Origin of the sequence: Arthrobacter sp. H14 (assembly GCF_000520495.1) — a bacterium.
In the GTDB taxonomy this organism is placed as follows: Bacteria; Actinomycetota; Actinomycetes; order Actinomycetales; family Micrococcaceae; genus Arthrobacter_C.
On sequence record NZ_KI914648.1, the window covers coordinates 56,040 to 78,448 of the forward strand.

23 protein-coding genes are annotated in these 22,409 nt (G+C 62.7%); 4 read left to right on the forward strand and 19 right to left on the reverse strand.

Going from position 1 to position 22,409, the window contains the following annotated elements:
* Positions 1-150: 150 nt before the first annotated feature.
* Complete coding sequence (locus Y707_RS0109970) at positions 151-1,914, reverse strand: DUF8094 domain-containing protein (RefSeq protein ID WP_026534977.1); 1,764 nt, start codon at positions 1,912-1,914, stop codon at positions 151-153.
* 303 nt (positions 1,915-2,217) lie between these two features.
* Between Y707_RS0109970 and Y707_RS0109975 the strand changes: the two genes are divergently transcribed.
* Positions 2,218-3,549 (forward strand): AI-2E family transporter, encoded by a 1,332-nt coding sequence (locus Y707_RS0109975; protein WP_442853290.1) that lies wholly within the window; start codon positions 2,218-2,220, stop codon positions 3,547-3,549.
* A 172-nt stretch (positions 3,550-3,721) separates the two neighbouring features.
* On the opposite strand, the gene Y707_RS0109985 is transcribed toward Y707_RS0109975, so the two are convergent.
* On the reverse strand, positions 3,722-4,051 hold the full coding sequence (locus tag Y707_RS0109985; RefSeq protein WP_026534979.1) for an Rv1322 family protein: 330 nt from the start codon (positions 4,049-4,051) through the stop codon (positions 3,722-3,724).
* 194 nt (positions 4,052-4,245) lie between these two features.
* Between Y707_RS0109985 and nucS the strand changes: the two genes are divergently transcribed.
* From nucS to Y707_RS0110000, 3 genes are all read left to right on the forward strand, one after another.
* Positions 4,246-4,941 (forward strand): endonuclease NucS, encoded by a 696-nt coding sequence (gene nucS, locus Y707_RS0109990; protein ID WP_026534980.1) that lies wholly within the window; start codon positions 4,246-4,248, stop codon positions 4,939-4,941.
* A 19-nt stretch (positions 4,942-4,960) separates the two neighbouring features.
* Positions 4,961-6,280: an N-acetylglucosamine-6-phosphate deacetylase gene (locus tag Y707_RS24940; protein WP_035781092.1), complete on the forward strand. Its 1,320-nt coding sequence runs from the start codon at positions 4,961-4,963 to the stop codon at positions 6,278-6,280.
* 264 nt (positions 6,281-6,544) lie between these two features.
* Positions 6,545-6,748 (forward strand): cold-shock protein, encoded by a 204-nt coding sequence (locus Y707_RS0110000; protein ID WP_026534981.1) that lies wholly within the window; start codon positions 6,545-6,547, stop codon positions 6,746-6,748.
* 90 nt (positions 6,749-6,838) lie between these two features.
* On the opposite strand, the gene murA is transcribed toward Y707_RS0110000, so the two are convergent.
* The 17 genes from murA to rho form a co-directional block, all read right to left on the reverse strand.
* A complete protein-coding gene (murA, locus tag Y707_RS24945) occupies positions 6,839-8,143 on the reverse strand; it encodes a UDP-N-acetylglucosamine 1-carboxyvinyltransferase (RefSeq protein WP_051441855.1) in 1,305 nt (434 codons plus the stop codon).
* A gap of 58 nt (positions 8,144-8,201) precedes the next feature.
* Positions 8,202-8,633 carry a DUF2550 domain-containing protein gene (locus Y707_RS0110010; protein ID WP_026534982.1) on the reverse strand — a complete coding sequence of 144 codons (432 nt, stop codon included), beginning with the start codon at positions 8,631-8,633 and terminating at the stop codon, positions 8,202-8,204.
* Between the two features lie 10 nt (positions 8,634-8,643).
* The gene (locus tag Y707_RS0110015; RefSeq protein ID WP_026534983.1) at positions 8,644-8,928 is read right to left on the reverse strand and encodes a F0F1 ATP synthase subunit epsilon; all 285 of its coding nucleotides are present in this window, start codon (positions 8,926-8,928) and stop codon (positions 8,644-8,646) included.
* A 2-nt stretch (positions 8,929-8,930) separates the two neighbouring features.
* The gene (atpD, locus tag Y707_RS0110020; RefSeq protein WP_026534984.1) at positions 8,931-10,412 is read right to left on the reverse strand and encodes a F0F1 ATP synthase subunit beta; all 1,482 of its coding nucleotides are present in this window, start codon (positions 10,410-10,412) and stop codon (positions 8,931-8,933) included.
* A gap of 68 nt (positions 10,413-10,480) precedes the next feature.
* Positions 10,481-11,374 carry a F0F1 ATP synthase subunit gamma gene (locus Y707_RS0110025; RefSeq protein WP_026534985.1) on the reverse strand — a complete coding sequence of 298 codons (894 nt, stop codon included), beginning with the start codon at positions 11,372-11,374 and terminating at the stop codon, positions 10,481-10,483.
* 142 nt (positions 11,375-11,516) lie between these two features.
* Positions 11,517-13,154: a F0F1 ATP synthase subunit alpha gene (gene atpA, locus Y707_RS0110030; protein ID WP_026534986.1), complete on the reverse strand. Its 1,638-nt coding sequence runs from the start codon at positions 13,152-13,154 to the stop codon at positions 11,517-11,519.
* Positions 13,155-13,278: 124 nt separating this feature from the next.
* Positions 13,279-14,097: a F0F1 ATP synthase subunit delta gene (locus Y707_RS0110035; protein ID WP_026534987.1), complete on the reverse strand. Its 819-nt coding sequence runs from the start codon at positions 14,095-14,097 to the stop codon at positions 13,279-13,281.
* Positions 14,097-14,645, reverse strand: a complete 549-nt coding sequence (locus tag Y707_RS0110040; protein WP_026534988.1) for a F0F1 ATP synthase subunit B — start codon at positions 14,643-14,645, stop codon at positions 14,097-14,099. The genes Y707_RS0110035 and Y707_RS0110040 overlap by 1 nt, the downstream gene beginning before the upstream one ends.
* Positions 14,646-14,691: 46 nt before the next feature.
* On the reverse strand, positions 14,692-14,895 hold the full coding sequence (gene atpE, locus Y707_RS0110045) for an ATP synthase F0 subunit C (protein WP_009356484.1): 204 nt from the start codon (positions 14,893-14,895) through the stop codon (positions 14,692-14,694).
* 70 nt (positions 14,896-14,965) lie between these two features.
* Positions 14,966-15,769 carry a F0F1 ATP synthase subunit A gene (atpB, locus tag Y707_RS0110050; protein ID WP_026534989.1) on the reverse strand — a complete coding sequence of 268 codons (804 nt, stop codon included), beginning with the start codon at positions 15,767-15,769 and terminating at the stop codon, positions 14,966-14,968.
* 85 nt (positions 15,770-15,854) lie between these two features.
* On the reverse strand, positions 15,855-16,172 hold the full coding sequence (locus tag Y707_RS24950) for an AtpZ/AtpI family protein (RefSeq protein ID WP_051441856.1): 318 nt from the start codon (positions 16,170-16,172) through the stop codon (positions 15,855-15,857).
* Positions 16,173-16,174: 2 nt separating this feature from the next.
* Positions 16,175-16,660 (reverse strand): Cg1360 family ATP-synthase-associated protein, encoded by a 486-nt coding sequence (locus Y707_RS0110060; protein ID WP_026534990.1) that lies wholly within the window; start codon positions 16,658-16,660, stop codon positions 16,175-16,177.
* 99 nt (positions 16,661-16,759) lie between these two features.
* Complete coding sequence (locus tag Y707_RS0110065) at positions 16,760-17,869, reverse strand: MraY family glycosyltransferase (protein WP_026534991.1); 1,110 nt, start codon at positions 17,867-17,869, stop codon at positions 16,760-16,762.
* Positions 17,866-18,651: an L-threonylcarbamoyladenylate synthase gene (locus Y707_RS24955; RefSeq protein ID WP_081744765.1), complete on the reverse strand. Its 786-nt coding sequence runs from the start codon at positions 18,649-18,651 to the stop codon at positions 17,866-17,868. Before Y707_RS24955 ends, Y707_RS0110065 begins: the two co-directional genes overlap by 4 nt.
* A 44-nt stretch (positions 18,652-18,695) precedes the next feature.
* Positions 18,696-19,538 carry a peptide chain release factor N(5)-glutamine methyltransferase gene (gene prmC, locus Y707_RS0110075; RefSeq protein ID WP_026534992.1) on the reverse strand — a complete coding sequence of 281 codons (843 nt, stop codon included), beginning with the start codon at positions 19,536-19,538 and terminating at the stop codon, positions 18,696-18,698.
* A 6-nt stretch (positions 19,539-19,544) separates the two neighbouring features.
* Complete coding sequence (gene prfA / locus Y707_RS0110080) at positions 19,545-20,624, reverse strand: peptide chain release factor 1 (RefSeq protein WP_026534993.1); 1,080 nt, start codon at positions 20,622-20,624, stop codon at positions 19,545-19,547.
* Positions 20,625-20,748: 124 nt separating this feature from the next.
* On the reverse strand, positions 20,749-22,409 hold a 1,661-nt coding region (rho, locus tag Y707_RS24960), incomplete at its 5' end, for a transcription termination factor Rho (RefSeq protein ID WP_081744766.1).

Genomic DNA, 22,409 nt, shown 5'->3' on the forward strand with positions numbered 1-22,409 from the left:
CACCTGCGGGCGCGCCCGCGGCCGGCCGGTTCTTCAAGCCGGACAGGTCCACCGCTCCATGCAGGTTGAGCGAAGGCGCGGCATCGGGACGTGAACTTGGAGTAGTCATGAAAATACCGTATCCGTTTCTCCCCGTCGGGGCTTAATGCCTTACTTGTCCATCAGGTCGGCATCGACCAGATTCTGCGCAGCGCCGATAACCTGGATTTTCCCGTCGCTGCCGGCTGCCGGCACGTAGAGCATGACGGATTCACCGAAGGTGATTTTGACGCCTTCCTCGGTGCGGTCATCGCCGGCCAGTGCTGCGTAGTCCTTATCGAGCTTGACCGTGCCGCCGTTCTCGCTCGGCGTGCTCTTCATACTGTTGGAGAGGTAGCCGAAGACCAGTGCGCCGCCATCGGCTGTGCGCAGCGCGCGGGTGTTCTCGTCCACAACCGTATGGTCGAAGGAGATGTCGGCGTTCTTGCTGTTGGCCTTCTTCTGTTCTTTCTGGAAAGCAGTGATCTGTTCCACGAAGGTGTTCTCCGCGACCTGGTCGGCGGACTTGCTCTCCTTCCCGGCCAGCACGTCGGCCAAGGCTGCCATTGCCGAGTCCGGCGAATGCTTCAGCGCCTTGTCGCTGCCAATATCCAGCGTGGTGGTTTCTGCCGGGTCTTCGGGCGCCTGCGGAAAGGTTGTACCGGGCAGCATTGCGACGGCGGAACGCAGCTTGTAGTTCCCGCGCGGACCCTCCTGGACCAGGACCAGGGCCTGCGGCACTTCGCTCTGTTTGCTCTGCGTCACGGCGACGACGGTGCGCGGCCACTCATAGCTGGAGGTGATGATTTCGGCCATAATCGGTTCTGCCGAGATCGGCATGGGCGCCTCATAGTCCGAGTTCTGCGACTGGATCTCGTAGGTGGCGCTGCGCTGTTCCAGTGCCGGCCCGGCCACACGCTGCTTAAGGTCGTCGGCGTTCTTCGCAGCGTCGGCGGCCTCAACCGTGCTGGCCACGGAATCCATGATCTCCTGGAGCTGGTCTTCGAGCAGAACCGGGTAACCGCCTGCCCCGCCGCCGGCAACGGCACCGGCTTCGGGCGACGTCGTCGTACCCGCCGCGTCCGTTGCGGAACCGGACTCCGGCTGATCAGCCGGTTCCGACGTCGTGGCCAGGGCAGCACCGCCCAGCCCGCCGATGAGTCCAAGGCTCAGCAGAGCTGCCGCTCCACCTTCAAAGCTGCGCCGGCCGACGCCGGCCTTGCTGCGTTCCTTCATTGGCACCTTGCCCGCTGCTTCGCTCCTCCGTCGTGCGGCGCGGGTCCCCGGAGCAGGTTCAACTTCCGGCTTGGCTTTTTTCCGGCCGAAAAACATGGCCAGACCCAGAACAGTCAACAGCGCTCCAACCACGATCAGGGGAATTGCCCACGGAGCGCCTTCGCTGTTGGGCACGGTGAGGCTGACATCCGCAGGGGCGGGGCCATCACCTTCAGAGGCGAGCAGAATCGCCCACTGCCCGGGGGCGGGATCAGCCCAGGTGTAGGTGATCCGGTCAGTTCCGGTTTCGACTGTCTGCCACATGTCCGATCCACGCGGGCTGGGCACCTCAGTCTCGCCGGAGGTGTGCTCGGCCACCAGGCCGCGGTCGCCGTCGTAGCCCAGGACCTGCAGATGAGCGGCGTCGCCGACCCAGGCCTTAACGTCGTCGGCACGGCCCACGGCGAGCATCATTTCACCTTCGCCTTCGACGGTCAGCTGGACCTCGCCGTCGCGGTTGTTGAGCGTATGGTCCAGCACGGTCAGTGGTGCGTCCTCGAAATCACCCGTGACAGCATGGGTGATGGTCTCCGGTGGAGCCCACACGGTCCGCTGGGCAATACCCAGGCCCATCGTCAACAGGCCGACAATGACGAGGGCAGCCGCAATCTTCAAACGCACAAAAATACCTATCCATCAATTACCGCACAGCAATGGCCATGCGTGAGTTCCACGTGCGGGGTCGATCCGGGAGTTCTGCCGGATTCCACGCGGGAGTATAACCCTATGATAACGGCTGCTTCCGCCGCGATTCCCGTCCCGGTCGCCAAATGTGCCGGGTCTCACGGGGCTCAACGAGCAGGCCCCCAGCACTGTTCCGGCCGAAGCCCGGGGACCTTCCGGAATCCGTACCCGCCGGCTGATAATGTTTCGCTAGATACGCACAGCGGATATCCAGAATCCAGTGAAAGCAGCGAATATACCGTGACGAGCGAGCAGGAGCAGCCCCCGGAGCCTCAGCGGCAACCGGACGGCACCACCGGCACTGCCCCTGTCCCGGAGCCAGCCAACGGACGCCGCGCCGTCCTGCAAAAATTGATGGCCAGGGTGCGCCAGCCGCTGCCGGGAGCGCAGCCGCGGCTGCACTATCAGCTGCCGCCGGAGCCGGACGACGACAACTTCCAGGAGCCCGGAGATCAACCGCCGGGCGATGGCGGGCCTGTTGGAGAGGAGCCGAAGGGCCGGTCCGGATCACGGTTCGGAGTGCCGGGACCGAGGCTTTCCACCCGGAACCCAATCTATTTCGGCTTCATGGGAACGGTCGGCGTCGGCTTCGCCCTGCTGATGTACTACATCATCAGCAATGTCGGACAGCTTTTGGGATGGATTGCCGCCGCACTGTTCATTTCCCTGGGGCTGGACCCAGTGGTGCGATGGCTCGAGAAGCGGCAGATCCCGCGCCCCGCGGGCATCCTGATTTCGCTGCTGTTGCTGGCGGGAGTCGCCGCCGCCTTTATCGGTACGCTGATCCCCACCATCGTGGCCCAGACCACCCAGCTTATTAACCGGGCGCCGGGCTTCACCCAGGATTTCCTGGACTCCCCGTTCTTCGTCACTATCAACCAGGAATTCCAGGTCCGTGACCGGGTGGTCGAGGAGGTGGAGAATTTCTTCCGTGACTCCGAGTCCATCGGAGGCATCTTCGGCGGCGTGGTCAATGTCGGACAGGTCATTGTCAACAGTCTCTTCGGGACACTGATCGTCCTGGTGCTTACCCTCTACTTCCTGTCCTCGCTGCCTGCCATGAAGCGCTGGGGTTACCGCCTCGCACCGCGAAGCCGGCGGAAGCGCGTGGAATTGCTGTCCGAGGCCATCACCCGCAGCGTTGGCAACTATGTGGTCGGGCAGGCCTGCGTGGCCATCCTGAACGCCACCTTCGCCTTTATCCTGATGTCCATTCTGGATGTTCCCTTTTCGGCACTGTTGGCGTTCGTCGTGGCGCTGCTGGCGTTCATTCCGCTCGTCGGCGGGATGATTGCGGGGATATTCGTCTCGCTGATCGCGCTCACGGTCGGCTGGCAGACGGCAGTGCTCTACGCGATCTTCTACTTCGCCTACCTGCAGTTCGAGGCCTACTTCATCTCCCCGCGGATCATGCAAAAGGCGGTGGCGGTGCCCGGGGCTGTGGCCGTGATCGCCGTGATCGCCGGCGGCAGCCTGATGGGTGTGCTCGGTGCACTGATGGCGATTCCGACGGCGGCGGCCATCATGCTGCTGCTGCAGGAGCTCTACATCGCGCGCCAGGACCGGCACTAGACGCAGTTGGCGTGCGTCTCCGGCTGTAAGAGCAGCACCGCACCCTCCACCTTCTGGGTCGGCAGCGAATGCTGGGTAATCAGTGTCGCAGCGGGTTCGCCTGATTCCGGCCACGCCATCCAGCAGACCAGCGTGTGTCCGTCGGCGGTCCGCAGTTCGATATTCCCGCGGATCAGCGGCGGCGGTAGGTCCGGCTCTGCCAGCAGCGGCTGTGCCAGTGCCGGCGGTCGGTCACGGCCGCCTCTGCGCCCAGCAGGGAATCCTCCTGCCAGACAACCAGATGGGCGACGCCGGGAGGGATCGGCTGGCCGCACCCCGGGCAGCTGTACTCCTTGACGGCGTTCGAAGGCCGGATCGGGCGGACCATCCACAATCCATCCGGGGCATCCTCGCGGCGGCCGAAGCCGAAACGGACCCCCTCCGTATCGAGTTCGACCGGTTCCTTCTGGTATTTGCTCCGACCTGCACCGCTCGGACGGCGGGGGCGGTTGGAACGTGGCATGTTTCCATTGTGCCGCAGTGGGCATCCGCCGGCAGAACCGGTGCGACGCGCCCGTATCGACGTGCCGGAAGAGGCGATTCTTCCCTGCGCAAATATGCGTTTACCCGCAAGCCGGCGGNGCCGGCGGGAGGGCGCACGATAAGTTGCCGCCTCAATGGCAAACCTGTCCGCCCCGGAGACGGTAAAGTGCTGGTGTGCGATTAGTGATTGCCCAATGCTCTGTTGACTACATTGGCCGCCTCCGGGCCCACCTGCCCCTGGCCACGCGGCTGCTGCTCATGAAGGCCGACGGTTCCGTCCTGGTGCACTCCGACGGCGGATCCTATAAACCGCTGAACTGGATGAGCCCGCCGGCCACGGTGCGGACCGCCGAGCCGGAAGACGCTGCCGCCGAGCAAGGCGTGAGCGAAGTCTGGACCGTCCAGAGCTCGAAGAGCGACGACCGGCTGGTGATCAACATCCACGAACTCCAGCACGACTCCGAGCATGAGCTCGGCGTCGACCCCGGACTCGTCAAGGACGGCGTGGAGTCCGACCTGCAGCGGTTGCTCGCCGAGCAGATCACCACCCTTGGCCCCGGTTACACTCTGGTCCGCCGCGAATACATGACTGCGATTGGACCGGTGGATATTCTCGCCCGCGACGCCGACGGCGTGACCGTGGCCATCGAGCTGAAACGGCGCGGCGACATCGACGGCGTCGAACAGCTCACCCGCTATCTGGAACTGCTCAACCGCGATCCGTTGATGGCACCCGTGCGGGGCGTTTTCGCCGCCCAGCAGATCAAACCACAGGCCAAGGTGCTGGCGAAGGACCGCGGCATCAGCTGCCTGACACTCGACTATGACGCCATGCGCGGCGTCGACGACAGCGACTCCCGGCTGTTCTGAACCGGCATAGACTCACCCTATGACCCACGCCCCCAGCAGAGAATTCATCACCGGCCGGATAGTTTCGGGCGGCGTGGTCATCGAGGACGGCGCGCTCGCCTTTGAGGATGGCCGCATCATCTATGCCGGCGCCGCCTCAGGCCTTCGTGCAGCTGCAGGGCACGACGACGGCGGCTGGACCCGCGGCCCGGAAGTGCCCGGGGATTCGATGATCCTGCCCGGGCTGGTCGACCTCCACTGCCATGGCGGCAACGGTGGGGATTTTTCCTCCGGCGAGGATCAGCAGGCCAGGTCGGCCATCGACTTCCTGCACCGCAGCGGGACGACGACTTTGCTCGCCAGCATGGTCACGGCCTCACGGCCGGATCTGCTGAAGGGAATCCACGCTCTCCGCCGGCTGGTCGATGAAGAGCTCGTCGCCGGCATTCATTTGGAGGGTCCGTTCCTGTCCCACGCCCGCTGCGGAGCCCAAAACCCGGAGTGGCTGCTGGAACCAGACCTGCAGCTCGCAACAGAACTTATTGACGCGGCCGCCGGAACGTTGAAGTCCATGACCTACGCCCCGGAATTGCCGGGTGCCAACGATCTCGTCAACACCCTGGCGGCGGCAGGTGTGCTGCCCTCGCTTGGCCACACGGACAGCGACGCCGAAACTGCTGCTGCCTCATTGGCTGCTGCCTTGACGGCCCTCGACTCTGCTTCCATTGCTGCCAGCGGCGCTTCGCCTGCCCGCCCCGCCTCCGTGGCTGCCGGAAATTCCACTGCTTCCGGAAGCAGCCCCCGTCCCACCGTGACTCACTTGTTCAACGGGATGCCGCCAATGCACCACCGCTCCCCCGGCCCGGTTCCAGCCTGTCTGCGCGTCGCCAAGGCGGGCAACGCCGTCGTCGAAATGATCGCCGACAACGTGCACCTGGCGCCACAGACGGTTGTGAGCGTTTTCGAACTGGTTGGTGCCCGGAATATTGCCCTGATTACTGATTCGATGGCGGCGGCCGGCCTCAGCGACGGCACCTACACGCTCGGCCCGTCCGCGGTAACCGTGCGCGACGGCGTTGCGACAGTGGACAGCACAGGCTCAATCGCCGGTGGAATGGCAACCATGCTGCAAGTGCTGCAGCACTGTGTCGACGCCGGTGTGCCATTGACCGATGCCGTTGCCGCGGCCACCGAAGTTCCCGCCACTGCAATGGGGCTGGGCCACGACGCCGGCAGGCTCAGTGAAGGTTACCGGGCGGATGCGATCATTGTTTCCCGGGACTGGGAACTGTTAAATGTATTGCGCAATGGCGAATGGCTTGAACCATTAGCGCTGGCGAATGGCTTTACGCTCAGATAAAGCGGCCGCAATTGAAAAGAAACAGCATAATCTTCTTAACAAACAGATGAATCATATCCATGCCCGTTGACCTGTCCTATGGTGCATGCCATGCTTAAGAAAGTCTTTGTGTACGTGTTTTTCATGCTCGCAAGACAAAGTTGCGAGCGTGAAGCTCCTCGTAGGAACCGTTACTTGCGGATCTGGTAGGAACTTCCCGCGAAGTAACCCCCCGCCCAGCGCGAAGTGTGTTGGGTATTAAAGTTCCATTAAGAGGAGAAATAAATGGCTCAGGGAACCGTCAAATGGTTCAATGCTGAAAAGGGCTTCGGCTTCATCACCCCGGACGACTCGGACGGCGATGTTTTCGTGCACTATTCTGAAATCCAGGTTGGTGGCTTCAAGACGCTGGACGAGAATCAGCGCGTGAACTTCGAGATCGGCCAGGGCGCCAAGGGGCCGCAGGCAACGGGCGTTACCCTCGTCTAATCTTTCGCGGATGCCGCCGGCCCCGGCCGGCATAATTCGTAAACAAATCCCCCGACTCCTTCCGGAGCCGGGGGATTTGTGCGTTAAGAGTCAGTTTTTCAGGGAGCCCTGCTCATGCGCAGCTTCCTGGTCCGCCGGCCGCCGTTCAATCAATCCGCCGAGCGACTGGAGCTGTTCGACAAAGCCTTCGTAGCCGCGGTCAATATGTGCAGCGCCACTGACCTCGGTGACCCCGTCGGCAACCATGGCGGCAATCACCAATGCAGCACCGGCACGGATATCGTTGGCCTCCACCGGAGCACCGGATAACCGTTCGATACCAGTCACAAGCGCATGGTGGCCGTCCAGCCGCACCACCGCGCCGAGCCGGGCCAGCTCAGAGGTAAACCCCCATCTGGCCTCAAATACGTTCTCCGTCACCATCCCCGATCCGGTGGCGACGGCATTCAGCGCCACGACGAAGGGCTGCAGATCCGTAGGGAAACCCGGATACGGCAGGGTGGATACATTGATTGGCTGCGGCCGATCCGGGGCGGTGATGGCGAACCCGTCCTCACGGAAGCTGACCCTGCTGCCAGCCTGGCTGAGCTTGTCCAGTACGACGCCCATGTGATCCGGCTCGGCACCGAGCACTTCGATGCTCCCGCCGGTGATGGCCGCGGCGAAGGCCCACGTCCCGGCGACAATGCGGTCCGGAACAACCCGGTGCACCGTAGGCTCCAGACGTTCGACGCCGGTAATAGTCAACGTGCTGGAACCGACACCTTCGATCTTCGCTCCCATCGACAGCAGCATCCGCGCTATGTCCGTGATTTCCGGTTCGCGGGCGGCGTTCTCGATCACCGTTTCGCCCTCGGCGAGGGTCGCAGCCATCATTAGGTTCTCGGTGGCGCCGACGGAGGGAAAGTCAAAGCTGTGCAGCGCCCCATACAGACCGCCGGGTACTCGTGCCGTGAGGTAGCCATGCTCGATCACGATGATCGCCCCCATCCGCTCCAATCCGGCACGGTGCATGTCGAGTCCGCGCGAACCAATGGCGTCTCCGCCCGGAAGGGCGACCTCGGCGACATGGCAGCGCGCGATGAGCGGACCCAGCACGGAGATCGAGGCGCGCATGGCGCGGACCAGATCGTAATCGGCCTGGTGTCTGAGCTCAGCCGGGACGTCGATGGCCACGGTGGCTGAGCCGACGTCGTAGGTCACCGCGCAGCCCAGGCGCCGCAGCAGGTCGGACATAATCCAGACATCCTGAATGTCCGGCACATTGGTAATCGTGGTTTCGCCTTGTGCCAGCAGGGCTGCTGCCATCAGCTTGAGAACGCTGTTTTTGGCTCCCGGGACGGTTACCGTTCCGGACAGTCGGCTGGGGCCGTGAACTACGACGACGTCTTCCATACTGCCTTTCCTGGAGCGGGTGGGATTGATGTGGGTGGGGTAAATGCGGACGGGCGGGTCAGCGCCAGGTTCCGATACCGATGACCGGCCCGGCTTCCAGCCAGGAGGACAATCCGGTATATGCCTCGTAATTCATGGCGAGCAATACTTCCTCGCCGCGGTAGCTCAGCTTCACGATAATCGCGCCGGGCTGTATCTTCGACCGTTCGGATTCGGTCGGTTTACGCCAGCCATTGAGCTCAAGCGAGCTTCGGACAAACCTGTGTTTCGGCCGTGGACTGAGTGAAAACAAACGCAGCCACTCAAGATCTTTATCCGTATAACGACAAACCCCCATTTGCCAGCTGGCGGTCAGCTTGCAAATGGAGGCGTCGAAAGTCCCGAGTGCGCGTTGCAATTGATACCGGCGCAACCCGAGGGCAAATAATGTAAACGCAAACAGCAGGATCACTGCTGCCGGCGCGATGAACGCAATGCTTAGTCCGTCCATCAAGGTGTTGCTATCGGGTCCCTGCACTAGCGGAATCGGCAACCTTGGCATTGTCGGCCACAATCACCACGCGGTTGCTGTCCACTGAGAAGAATCCTCCGTCGACCTGCACGCTGATCCGCGAGCCGCTGACGGGTTCGATGGCGAGCTCTCCTTCGGCCAGGACCGCCAGCACCGGCGAGTGACCGGGAAGAATCCCGATCTCGCCGTCCGTGGTGCGCCCCTTGACCATCGTCGCCGCCCCGGACCACACGAAGTGGTCCGCCGCAACAATCTCTACTTCGAGTTCAGCCATGATTATTTGGTCTGCTCCTGGATCCTGGCCCAGGCGCGTTCCACATCGTCCATGCCGCCGATGTTGAAGAAGGCCTGCTCGGCGATGTGGTCGACGTCGCCGTCGCAGATCGCCTTGAAGCTCTCGACAGTGTCCTTGATCGGAACGGTCGAGCCTTCGACGCCAGTGAACTGGATGGCGGTGTAGGTGTTCTGCGACAGGAACTGCTGGATCCGGCGTGCACGCGAGACGACAATCTTGTCTTCCTCGGATAGCTCGTCGACACCGAGGATCGCGATGATGTCCTGCAGTTCCTTGTTCTTCTGCAGGATCTGCTTTACCCGCACGGCCGTGTCATAGTGCTCCTGGCCAACGTACTGCGGGTCGAGGATGCGTGACGTTGAGGTCAGCGGGTCGATCGCCGGGTACAGGCCACGGGAGGCAATCTCACGCGACAGCTCGGTGGTGGCGTCCAGGTGGGCGAAGGTTGCCGCCGGAGCCGGGTCGGTGTAGTCGTCCGCAGGGACGTACACGGCCTGCATCGAGGTGATGGAGTGGCCGCGGGTGGAGGTAATACGCTCCTGCAGCAGGCCCATCTCGTCGGCAAGGTTCGGCTGGTAGCCCACGGCGGAGGGCATGCGGCCCAGCAGCGTGGAGACTTCCTGGCCGGCCTGCGTGAAGCGGAAGATGTTGTCGATGAACAACAGCACGTCCTGGTTCTGCACATCGCGGAAGTACTCCGCCATGGTCAGGGCGGACAGCGCCACGCGCAGACGGGTTCCCGGCGGCTCATCCATCTGGCCGAAGACAAGGGCGGTGTCCTTCAGGACGCCGGACTCTTCCATCTCGACCCAGAGGTCATTGCCCTCACGGGTACGCTCCCCGACACCGGCGAACACGGAGGTACCACCGAAGTTGCGGGCAACACGGGTGATCATTTCCTGGATCAACACGGTCTTGCCCACGCCTGCACCACCGAACAGACCAATCTTTCCACCCTGGATGTACGGGGTGAGAAGGTCGATGCTCTTGATACCGGTTTCCAGCATCTGGGTGGAGCCCTCGAGCTGGTCGAAGGGGGGAGGCTTGCGGTGGATCGGCCAGCGCTCGGTGATCTCCAGTGAAGAGGCCTCAACGTCAAGCGGGTCGCCCAGCACATTGAAGATATGGCCCTTGACGACGTCACCGACCGGAACCGAGATCGGTGCACCGGTGTCCGTGACGGGAGTGCCGCGGACCAGGCCGTCGGTCGCCTGCAGGGAGATGGCGCGGATCAGGTTGTCGCCGAGGTGCTGGGACGTCTCGAAGGTCGCCTTGCGGGTTTCACCGTTGAGGGTGATGTCGGCAGTCAGGGCGTGGTACATGCCCGGGATTGCATCGGCCGGGAACTCGACGTCAACAACTGGGCCAATGACACGGGCGATTCGGCCCGTGGCGCCGGCAGCGGCTGCGTTATTCGGGTTCTGCTCCGTCGTCGCTCCAGCTTCGTTTGCTGTGGCAGTCATCTCTCTCACTTCACTCTTGGGATGGCGTGGGGTTAAGTTTATTGGATTCTTTGGATCCGCACGGGCGGTCAGGAGGCGTTAAGGGAATCGGCGCCGGCGACGATCTCCGAGAGCTCCTGCGTAATTTCTGCCTGCCGGGCGGTGTTGGACAGTCGCGTGTACTTATCCACCAGGTCGTCGGCATTGTCGCTGGCCGACTTCATCGCCTTCTGGCGGGCAGCCAATTCGCTGGCAGCGGCTTGGAGCATGGCGGCGAAGATGCGGGATTCGATGTACCGCGGCAGCAGCGCGTCGAGAACCTGCTCGGTTTCCGGCTCGAACTCATACAGCGGCAGCAACTCTGAACCGGCGTCGGCCTCTTCATCAACCACCTCAAGCGGCAGCAGCCGGATGACAGTCGGTTCCTGGACCACCATGGACTGGAAACGGGTGTAGACGATATGGATTTCGTCCACTCCGTTTTCCTCATAGGCGGTCGCGAAGTCTTCCAGGAGCGTCGCACCAATCTCGCGGGCCGTTTCGAAAACGGGCGCGTCGGTGTTTCCCAGCCAGGACCTTTCGAATGGACGGTCGCGGAACTGGTAGTACTGCTCCGCCTTGTTACCGACCAGGTAGGCCTTTACTTCCTTGCCCTCGCTGCGCAGCAGTTCATGGAGTTGCTCCGCCTGCTTGATCACGCTGGTGGAATAGGCTCCTGCCAGGCCGCGGTCCGAGCTCATGATCAGCACAGCGGCACGGCGCACCTGCTCCGGCTCGGTGGTCAGCGGGTGATCGATTTCCGTCTGCGAAGCAACCGCGGATACTGCGCGGGTGATCGCGTTGGCGTACGGCAATGAGGCAGCTACACGCGAACGAGCCTTGCTGATGCGCGAGGTAGCGATCAGTTCCATCGCCTTGAAGAGCTTCCCCATCGACTTGGTCGAGTTGATCTTCTGGCGGTAGACCCGAAGCTGGGCTCCCATACTTTTCCTTTCAATACCCGTCGGTTGGCCGGTGCCGCGCCGTGCCGGAGGGAGTTCCTCCGCCGACGGCGCGGCCGCCGTGCTCAATCAACTAACTGGTTCTGCTCCCCCGGCGCTTTCGGCACCGGGGAGACCGGCTGTGCTAGCGCTTCTGCCTAACGATCTTTTCCTGATCCACGGCGTCCCCGGAGAGCGCATCGTGCTCTTCGTGGCCGGCCGCAACCAGCTTGCTGTCACCTTCACCGAAGAAGCCCTGCTTGAAGTCCTCGATAGCGTCCTTCATGGCCGCCAGGGTGTCCTCTTCGAGCTTGCCGGATTCGCGGATGGTGGTTAGCAGCGAACTGGAGCGCTTGAGGTGGTCCAGGAATTCCGACTCGAACCGGCGGATATCCTCGACCGGAACATCGTCGAGGTGTCCGCTGGTGCCTGCCCAGATCGAGATGACCTGGTCCTCGACCGGGAACGGGCTGTACTGGCCCTGCTTGAGCAGTTCCATCAGTCGCTCACCGCGGGTCAGCTGCTGACGCGAGGCCGGGTCAAGGTCGGATGCGAACATCGCGAAGGCCTGCATGTCCCGGTACTGCGCCAGGTCAAGCTTCAACGTACCGGAGACCTTCTTCATCGACTTCACCTGCGCGGCGCCACCGACACGGGAGACGGACACGCCGACGTCGACGGCGGGCCGCTGGTTGGCGTTGAAGAGGTCGGACTGCAGGAAGATCTGCCCGTCCGTGATGGAGATGACGTTGGTCGGGATGAATGCACCGACGTCGTTGGCCTTGGTCTCAATGAGCGGCAGACCGGTCATCGAACCGCCACCGAGCTCATCGGAGAGCTTCGCACAGCGTTCCAGCAGGCGGGAGTGCAGGTAGAACACGTCTCCCGGGTAGGCTTCACGGCCCGGCGGGCGGCGCAGCAGCAGCGACACCGCACGGTAGGCCTCGGCCTGCTTGGACAGGTCATCAAAGATGATCAGAACATGCTTGCCGCCGTACATCCAGTGCTGCCCGATGGCGGAACCGGCGTAAGGCGCCAAGTACTTGAAGCCTGCAGGGTCGGATGCCGGGGACGCGACGATGGTGGTGTACTCCAGGGCGCCGCGGTCTTGCAGCGTCTGGCGGACCTCAGCGATTGTCGACGCCTTCTGGCCGACCGCGACATAGATGCAGCGGACCTGCTTATTGACGTCGCCGGACTCCCAGTTGGCCTTCTGGTTCAAGATGGTGTCCACGCAGATCGCCGTCTTGCCGGTCTTGCGGTCGCCGATGAGCAGCTGACGCTGACCGCGTCCGATCGGGATCATGGCGTCAATAGCCTTCAGGCCGGTCTGCAGCGGTTCGTGCACCGACTTACGCATGGTCACGCCGGGAGCCTGGAGCTCGAGGGCGCGGGTGGTCTCGGCCTTGATCTCGCCACGGCCGTCGATCGGCATGCCGAGCGGGTCGACGACGCGTCCCAGAAACTCGTCACCGACGGGGACCGAGAGGATCTCACCCGTGCGGTGGACTTCCTGGCCTTCTTCGATACCGGTGAAGTCACCGAGGACGATGACACCGATTTCGCGAACGTCAAGGTTCTGGGCGAGGCCCAGAGTTCCATCTTCGAAGCGCAGCAACTCGTTGGCCATGACCGAGGGAAGACCCTCGACACGGGCAATACCATCACTGGCTGTGGTCACGCGGCCGACCTCTACGCGCTCGGCGTTCCCGGGCTCGTAGGACGCCGCGAACTCGTTCAACGCGTCGCGGACATCGTCGGCGTTGATGGTCAATTCGGCCATCTGCAGTCCCTGCTCTCCTGTTTCGTGATCACCGTTGTTGATGGTGACCGGGGGTTTTCCTGACCTGAGGCCTAACCGTCGTTTACTTGCGGTTCCGCGGGTGCAGGTCGTTCAGTCTGTAGTTTTAACCGGCCAACTGCCTGCGCAGTTCGCCGAGACGCGAAATAACGGATGCATCGAGGACTTCGTCCCCAACCTTCACTCGTACCCCGCCGACCAGCCGCGGGTCAACGCTTTCGTTGATTTTAAGTTCACGGTCATAGAGGCGGTCCAGCCCCGACTGCAGACGTTCCATCTGCGCCGGGCTCAGCGGAGCCGTCACCGTAACGTAGGCAATCCAACGTTCCTGGCGCTCGGCAACCAGTTCCACGAACCTCCCGACCAGTGCGGTCGGCTTGAGTCCACGGGGATCAGCTGCCGCCTGGCGGATGAGTACGCGGGCCGGCTCGCCTGCGTTCGGCACCAGTTTAAGGGCCAGGGCAGCTTTCGCATCCGCGCTTGCCTGTGGTGCAACGAGTGAACGCTGCAGTTCATGGCTGCTGTTGACCACTTCGTTGAAGGCGAACAGGTCGTTCTCCAGCCTCTCCAAGCCACTGAGACCGCCGCTGCGGCCACGTTCGGCGACGGCGATCGCCACCGTTGCGGCCAATGTCTCGAGCGCATCGCCGATGTCGCGGGCACGCGCCCAACGCGACGAGGACAGTCCGGCGATGACAGTCTCGGCATCAGCCGAGACCTTGCCGCCAAAGAGCTGCTTCGCCAGCGCTTCCTTGTCCTTGCCCGGGCGGGAAGGATCGGTCAGTGCCCGGCGCAGTCCGGCAGAGCTGTCCAGCGTCGCAAGGACGCCGAAAAGTTCCTCAGCCAGCTGGAGGGTGGCCGACGGCAACATTGTTGCCAGCCGCTCCTGTGCCGCAGCCAGAGATTCGCCTGATACGCCTGCCATTACTTCGCGGCCCCCGCATTCTCGGATTCAAGGTCCGCCAGGAAGCGGTCAACAACCCGTGCGGAACGCTCGTCGTCGGTCAGGGCCTCGCCGACAATCCGGCCGGCCAGTTCAGTGGCCAGAGTGCCGACTTCAGCGCGCAGCGACGTCACTGCTGCGGCGCGCTCTGCCTCGATCTGCACATGGGCCTGCTCGGTGATGCGGGCCGATTCGCTGGCTGCCTTCTCTTTGAGATCAGCCAGGATCTGTGCGCCTTCGGAGCGTGCTTCGTCCCGGATCCGGTTGGCTTCGGTCCGCGCTTCGGTCAACTGCTGCTTGTACTCTTCCAGAGCAGCAGTAGCTTCCGCCTGTGCTTCCTCCGCCTTGGCGATGCCGCCTTCGATAGCCTCTGCGCGCTCGGCGTAGATCTTCTCGAATGCCGGAACAACCTTTTTGACGACGATGTACATGAGGATCGCGAAGGCTATTGCCACCACTACGATTTCCCAAATATTGGGAATGATCGGGTTGACCTCGCCCTCAGCTGCGAGGATTATCGCCTCATTCATATTCCATCCGTCCTATCTACTCGGTTCTGAGCTTCGCCTGTTGCTGCTAAAGCACGAACGCGAAGACCAGACCGAGGATCGCCAGCGCCTCAGTCAGGGCCAGGCCAAGGAATGCGATGGGCTGCAGCACACGCTGCGCCTCGGGCTGACGGGCTACGCCATTGATGTAAGCGGCGAAGACGAGACCGACACCGATACCACCGCCGATCGCAGAGAGACCGTATCCGACGAGGTTGAGATTGCCTTCCATTGTTTTCCTTTCAAGATGCCGCGTTCTGCGGCAGGTTGTTTGGGATCATCCCCGGCGGGGAAGCCTTTTCTTAGTGAGCGTCGGCGTGAAGCGCGCCTTCGATATAAATTGCGGTCAGCAGTACGAAGATGTACGCCTGCAGCACCATGATCAGCGCTTCCAGGAAGTACATGGCGATGGCGCCCGCGAGCACCAGCAGCGACGTTCCCTGCAGCAGGATGTTCTCCTGCGTGACCAGGAACTCGATGCCTGCACCGGCGACCATCACGATGAGGTGGCCGGCCAACATGGTGGCAAACAAACGCAGACTGTGCGTGATCGGCCGGACCAGGAAGTTGGAGATGATTTCGATCGGAATGATCAGGGGCAGCAGATACCAGGGAACACCGGAGGGAACCGTAGCCAGCTTGAGGTATTTGATGCCGTGCTTCTTGAAGCCGACGCCGATCCAGATGAACCAGACCATAATCGCCAGGAAGTAGGCGCCGCCGACATGCGAGAACGTTGGCAGCTGCAGGAGCGGGATGGCCCCGTAAATGTTATTGATCAGCACGAAGAAGAAGATCGAGAACAGCAACGGGACATATTTCATGAAGTCCCGGCCGCCGATAATGTCCTTGCCGATGGAGTTCCGGACAAAGCCATAAGCAGACTCGCCAAGGAACTGCATCTTGGAAGGCACCATGGCGCCCTTCTTGGCTGCAATCATGAAGAAGGCCGCGATGATGACTACCGAGAGCAGCACCAGCAGCGTGTGCTTGGAGAAGTCAAAACTGCCAATGGAGAACAGCGGGGGCAGATGTGTTTCCGCAATCGTCGGGGCAACAAATCCGCCCTCATCCTGAGTTGTGGCGGGGAGCGCAAGCGCGATCAACGCGTTTCCTCTCTGCAGTGTCCATCATTGGGCAGTTCAAGATCGGGCACAGGGCTAGCGCACCGATATTTTAAGTTGTTCGACATTACTGGCGTGGCTTCTCAGCCGAATCAGCATTGGAGGCCGGGCCGTCACTGTTGTTCTTTATTTGACGGGTGAGACCGTGGGTGTACGCCAGATAAAATCCGCCGGCGGCGCCAAGAAAGGCACCAGCCAAGACGATCCAGCCGGTTCCAAACAGATTGTCCAGACCCCACCCTATCAAAGTCCAGACAATGATCCCGCCAACGATATAGCTGAAGACGGCAAGGCCACCGTTGTACGGTCCCTCTTCGCTGATGCCTGATTCGCCGCGTCTGTCCTTGGCAGGCCGGTGTGGCTCTGCCGGGGTTTTTCCGGTCATGATCAGGCACCGCCTGTCTGCGTATCGGCATCGCCGTAGAGCAGGTAGCGGGTCTTCGAGAAAGCTGCGATCTCAGCTACCTGCCACACCAGCACCGTCGCGACGGCGGCCGCAAAGAACCACGTCCCGTCCAGCCACTGTGGCCGGCCGAGAGCGAAGAGAACGACTGCGAATCCCACGACCTTGACGACATAGGTCACAACAAACATGCCGATCGCACCCGAAGGGTTGCTGCGGCCGACAAAATGACCCACGAGCAGGCTGAGACCGAAAAATACGATGACCAGCCCGCCACCGAGGACTGCACTGAGCGCGGCATTGCCACCCGTCAGCAACCAGGCCGCGGCGGCTGCAATTATCAGCAGGACAGCCGAGGCCGACGCACTGACGCCAAGGATTTTCAGCCATGGAGACGATGTCGGTCCCGAAGCCTTAACTGCGGGCACCGGTGCGGGGTGGGACCCGCCGTCGGCGTTGGATGCAGTCACTGCGGTACCTACTCGTCGATTTCGCTGAGGTGGAGCGGCGCGGGAATCCGGGCCGTTGCCAATTCTACATGAGATAGAAGAGCGTTCAGAATCGGTGTTTCAGGCCGTTGGCTGCTTGTCTTCGGGGCGTCCGACCCAAGGGTGGAGCGTGCCGGTGACGGCGGCCACAACGACGACGGCGTCTATGGCGAGTACCCATTGCCAGGGAAAGAACGCGAAGGCGACAACGCCGAACGCGATGATCGCGCTCCACAGGTACATCATCAGGACCGCCTTCGGATGGCTGTATCCGGCGTCGATGAGTTTGTGGTGCAGGTGTCCCCGGTCGGCGCTGAATGGTGAGCGGCGCCGTGCGGTACGGCGGGCGACGGCGAGCACCAGATCGAGCAGCGGCAGCAGCATCACCGCGAACGGCAGCAGGATCGGCATGAACGCCGGGAATCCGTTGACCCGGTTAAACATGTCGCCCCCGATCTGGGTGGTGGCGGCAATCGCCGACGACGCCAGCAACAGGCCGATCAGCATTGAACCAGCATCGCCCATGAAAATCTTCGCCGGAAAGAAGTTGTGCGGGAGGAAACCCACACAGGCGCCGATCAGCGCCGCCATAATCAGCGTTGCCAGGTTCGAGTAATCCGTGGGGAACGAAAAGCGGGTGACCCAGTAGGTAGTGACGAAGAACGCCACGCCACCTATCACTGCCACGCCCGCGGCGAGGCCGTCCAGCCCATCGACAAAGTTGATGGCATTCATCGTCAGCACGATCAGGAAGATGGTGACGACATACTGCAACGGTATGGATTCCACCATCAACTCGCCGATCGGAAGCACGACGATCCGGACACCAAGCCAGGCCACGGTGAACGCCGCAAGGATTTGACCTGCCAGTTTCAGCATCCAGTGCAAGTCCCACACGTCGTCGGCAATACCCACCACGGTGACAATGGCGGCACCGGCAAGGATGCCCCAGATGGCCTGGGAACCCTCGAAGATACCCCTCAGGAAGCTCATTTGGGAGGCTACGAGCAGCGCCAGCCCGATAGCCAGGAAGATTGCCATTCCGCCGAGCCGCGGGACCGGTTCGCTGTGCACGTCACGGGCACGGATGGGTGTGAACACCCGCATCCGTTGGGCCAGGCTGCGGGCCATTGGAGTGCACAGGTAGGAAACAGCCGCTGCCATCAGCATCAGCAGGATGTAATTTCTCATGAAGTGCCGGCCACCGGTCCTTCATCGCTGCCCTCGTTCGCGGGATCCCTGTCCGCTTTCGCCTTGTCCGCGTCCGCGGGCTGCAGGTCGTCGCCATCTTCGGTTCCGGGAGCGGGTTCACCATTGATGTCGAGGATTTCCGGAACCACGGCCCGGAGTTCAGCAAGCGAAAGCGCGCCCTGGCGCACCACCCGCGGTTGCTCCCCGGTGGCGTCCACAATAGTTGACGGCAGGATGTCTTCGGCTCCCTCCATCGGCCGTTGTCCGTCCTCGAGATAGACCTCGACGGATTCTGCCAGCTGCTCCTCCGCCTCGGCGGCGGTTGTGGCCGCCTCCTGGCCGGTCCGGTTCGCAGAAGAGACGGCAAGCGGTCCGGTCAGCATCAGCAGATCCAGGGCGAGGCCGTCGTCGGGCATCCGCAAAGCCACGGTGCCGAGCGTCTCCCCCAAGTCCCAGCTCAGCGACGGTTGTGAATGAAAAATCAGGGTCAACGGACCGGGCCAGAAAGCCTGGGCAAGGCGGCGCGCTTCGAGGGGTACGTCTATCGCCAGACCATCCATGGTCTGGAGCCGCGGAATCAGCACAGGCGGCGGCATGTTCCGTCCCCGGCCTTTGGCGGCCAGCAGTGTCGCGACGGCCTGCGCGGAGAAGGCGTCGGCTGCAATGCCATATACCGTGTCAGTGGGGATCACAACGCACTGCTGGTTGCTGATGGCGCGCTGAGCGTGCGCCAGACCTTCACTTCGCCGGTCTTCCTCGGTGCAGTTATAGCTGGTGCTCACCGGAACATTCTTTCATCACTTGCCTGCCAATGTGCGCAGGTTGATTATCTCCGGATGGCGCTGGTGGCTCTGGCCCGTCCGTTCAAGTCCGGATGCGTGGCTACAGCGTCCCAGTCTGCGAGCGCCGCCATCCGTTCAAAAATCGTTTCCGCCTGCACTTCGGCGTGTTCAAGTACGAAGTATCCGCCGGCTTTCAGCAGGCGTGCAGCGGCAGCCACCGCGGCCAGCGGCAACTCCATCCCGTCCGCTCCCCCTCCGTACAAAGCCGCAACAGGGTCGTGGTCGGCCACCTCGGGTTCGTTCGGTACGGCCAGTGCCGGAATGTAGGGCGGGTTGGAGACGACGACGTCGAAAGTTCCGTTCTGCTCTTCGAAGGCAGTGCGCAGGTCCCCCAGTTCCAACCGCACGCCCAGCGGCGCCAGATTCTGCTCCGCCCAGCCGTGTGCCAGTGGACTCAGTTCGACGGCGAAGACCTCGGCTTGCGGAACTTCCTGGGCGATGGATCCAGCGATCGCACCCGATCCGGTGCCCAGATCCACAATTTTGAGCGGCCGGCCGGCGGCGTGGTCGATCACCAATTGTGCGACCGTCTCGGTTTCCGGCCTCGGCACGAAGACGCCGGGACCGACGCTCAGCTCCAGGTGCCGGAAATACGCCTTGCCGGTCAGGTGCTGCAGCGGCACCCGTCGGGCACGCTCGGCCACGAGTTCGGAAAACCCTTCGGGTGCAGGCGTGTCGGTGTAGGCAAGCGCGCGGACCCGGCCAGCGGACTCGCCGAGCAGGTGCGCGGCCAGCAGTTCGGCGTCGACCCGCGGGCTGGGAACTCCTGCCTCTGCCAGCACGCTTGTGGCCGCGGCCAGCGCAGAAGCCAGGCTCGAGCTGCTCATTACTGCCTAAACGTTCTCGCCCAGTGCACTCAGCCGCGACTGCTCATCCAGTTCTATGGCGGACTGCACGACCGGTTCGAGGTCGCCGTTCATGACCTGATCCAGGTTGTAGGCCTTATAACCGGTGCGGTGATCGGCGATCCGGTTCTCCGGGTAATTGTAGGTGCGGATGCGCTCGGAGCGGTCCATGGTCCGGACCTGCGACTTGCGGACGGCCGAGTTCACCGCATCCAGTTCCTCCTGCCGGGCGGCGAGGATCCTGGCCCGCAACACGCGCATGCCGGCCTCACGGTTCTGCAGCTGCGACTTCTCGTTCTGCATGGCGACGACGATGCCGGTGGGAAGGTGGGTAATCCGGACCGCAGAATCCGTGGTGTTCACGGACTGTCCACCCGGGCCGGAGGAACGGTAGACGTCGATCTTGAGGTCGTTCTGGTTGATGTCGACCTCTTCGGGCTCGTCGACCTCAGGCAGTACCAGCACGCCGGCGGCCGAGGTGTGGATGCGGCCCTGCGATTCTGTCACCGGCACCCGCTGGACGCGGTGCACGCCCCCTTCGAACTTGAGCCGCGCGAAGACGCCCTCGGCAGGATCGTTCGAAGATCCCTTTATCGCCATCTGGACGTCCTTGTAGCCGCCCAGATCGGATTCGGTAGCGGAAATGATTTCGGTCTTCCAGCCCCGTTGTTCCGCGTAGCGGGTGTACATCCGCAGCAGGTCCCCGGCGAACAGTGCGGATTCGTCGCCGCCCTCACCGGCTTTGACCTCGATGATGACATTGCGGCCGTCGTCGGGATCACGGGGAATCAGCAAGCGGTGCAGGCGGGCCTGGGCTGCCTCAAGACCGGCTTCGAGGACCGGGACTTCAGCGGCGAACTCGGGATCCTCATCCGCCATTTCCTTTGCCGCGGCAAGGTCATCCTCGAGTGCGTGCCACCGGTTGTATGCGTCGACGATTCCGTTCAGCTCCGCGTAGCGGCGGCCCAGCTTCTTCGCCTTGGCCTGGTCAGCGTGCACCGCCGGATCCGCCAGCTGCAGCTGAAGCTCGGCATGCTCATCCAGCAGGTTATGTACTGACTCAAACATTTTCTATTCCTCTTCCGTGACCACCATCGCCTGTAACTGACATTTAACCGACAAACGAGGCGGCAGTCAGTGCTGAAATGACCAGGTCATAACAGCACCGACTGCCACCTCGATGAAAGCGGCGCTAATTGTCCTTGGAGCCGAGCGTTGTCTTCTGCACCTGCATCAGGAACTCGACGTTGGACTGGGTGTCCTTGATCTTATTCGTCAGCAGTTCAAGAGCCTGCTGCAGCTCGAGCCCGGACAGAACCCGGCGGAGCTTCCACATGATCTTGATTTCATCCGGCGAAAGGAGGTTCTCCTCGCGGCGGGTACCGGATGCGTTGACGTCCACGGCTGGGAAGATGCGCTTGTCGGCCAGAGACCGCGACAGCCGCAGTTCCATGTTGCCGGTGCCCTTGAACTCTTCGAAGATGACCTCGTCCATCTTGGACCCGGTCTCCACCAGCGCGGTCGCCAGAATCGTCAGCGAACCACCGTTTTCGATGTTGCGGGCAGCACCGAAGAACCGCTTGGGCGGGTACAGCGCGGCGGAATCCACACCACCGGACAAAATACGGCCCGACGCCGGGGCGGCCAAGTTGTAGGCACGGCCCAGGCGGGTCATCGAGTCAAGCAGTACGACGACGTCCATCCCCATCTCCACCAGGCGCTTGGCGCGCTCGATGGAAAGTTCGGCAACGGTCGTGTGATCGTCGGCAGGGCGGTCGAAGGTCGAAGCAATAACTTCACCCTTGACCGTGCGCTGCATGTCGGTGACTTCCTCGGGACGCTCGTCAACCAGGACCATCATCAGGTGGACCTCGGGGTTGTTGACGGTGATCGCGTTGGCAATTGCCTGCAGGATCAGCGTCTTACCAGCCTTCGGCGGGGAGACGATCAGGCCACGCTGGCCCTTGCCGATCGGCGCCACAAGGTCGATGACCCGGGGTCCGATCTTGTTCGGCTCGGTCTCCAGGCGCAGACGCTCGGAGGGGTACAGCGGCACGAGCTTGGAGAAGTCGGTCCGTTGCTTCTGGCTTTCGGCCTCCTGGCCGTTGACCGTATTGAGCTTGACCAGCGCGTTGAACTTCTGGCGGTTGCTCCCGCCCTGGTTCTCGTTGTCGCGGGGTGCCCGGATGGATCCGGTGACGGCGTCGCCCTTGCGCAGGTTGTACTTCTTCACCTGTGCCAGTGAAACGTAGACGTCGTTCGGTCCCGGCAGGTAGCCGCTGGTCCGCACGAACGCGTAGTTCTCCAACACATCGAGGATGCCGGCCACGGGCAGCAGCACGTCGTCCTCGGTTACCTCGGTCTCGTCGACCTCGGGTCCCTGAGTGCGGCGTCCGCGGCGGTCATTGCGGTCGCGGAACCGGTCGTTGCGGTCATTCCGGTTACGGTTGCGACGGTTGCGTCCACCGCGGCCGTCACTGTCGTCATTGTCGTTCCGGTTCCGGTTGCGGTCCTGGTTCCGGTCCTTATTACGATCCTTGTCCCGGTTGTCGTCGCGGCTCTTGTCGCGGTCGCTGTCCCGGTTCTTGTCCCGGTTATCGTCGCGGCTCTTGTCGCGGTCGCCGTTGTCCCGGTTCTTGCCCCGGTTATCGCGGCCGCCGTCACCGTTATCGCGGTTGTCGTTATCGCGGCCACGGTTGTTGTCACGGTCACGCTTGTCCGACTTGTTGTCGTCGGTACCGGCCGCCTCGGTGGACTGGCCCTGTGTGGGCTGGCCCTGTCCGTCCGGACGGCCCGCATCGTTTGGCTGGCCCTGTGCAGCGTCGGCGCCGTCGCGTTCCTCACCCTTACGGG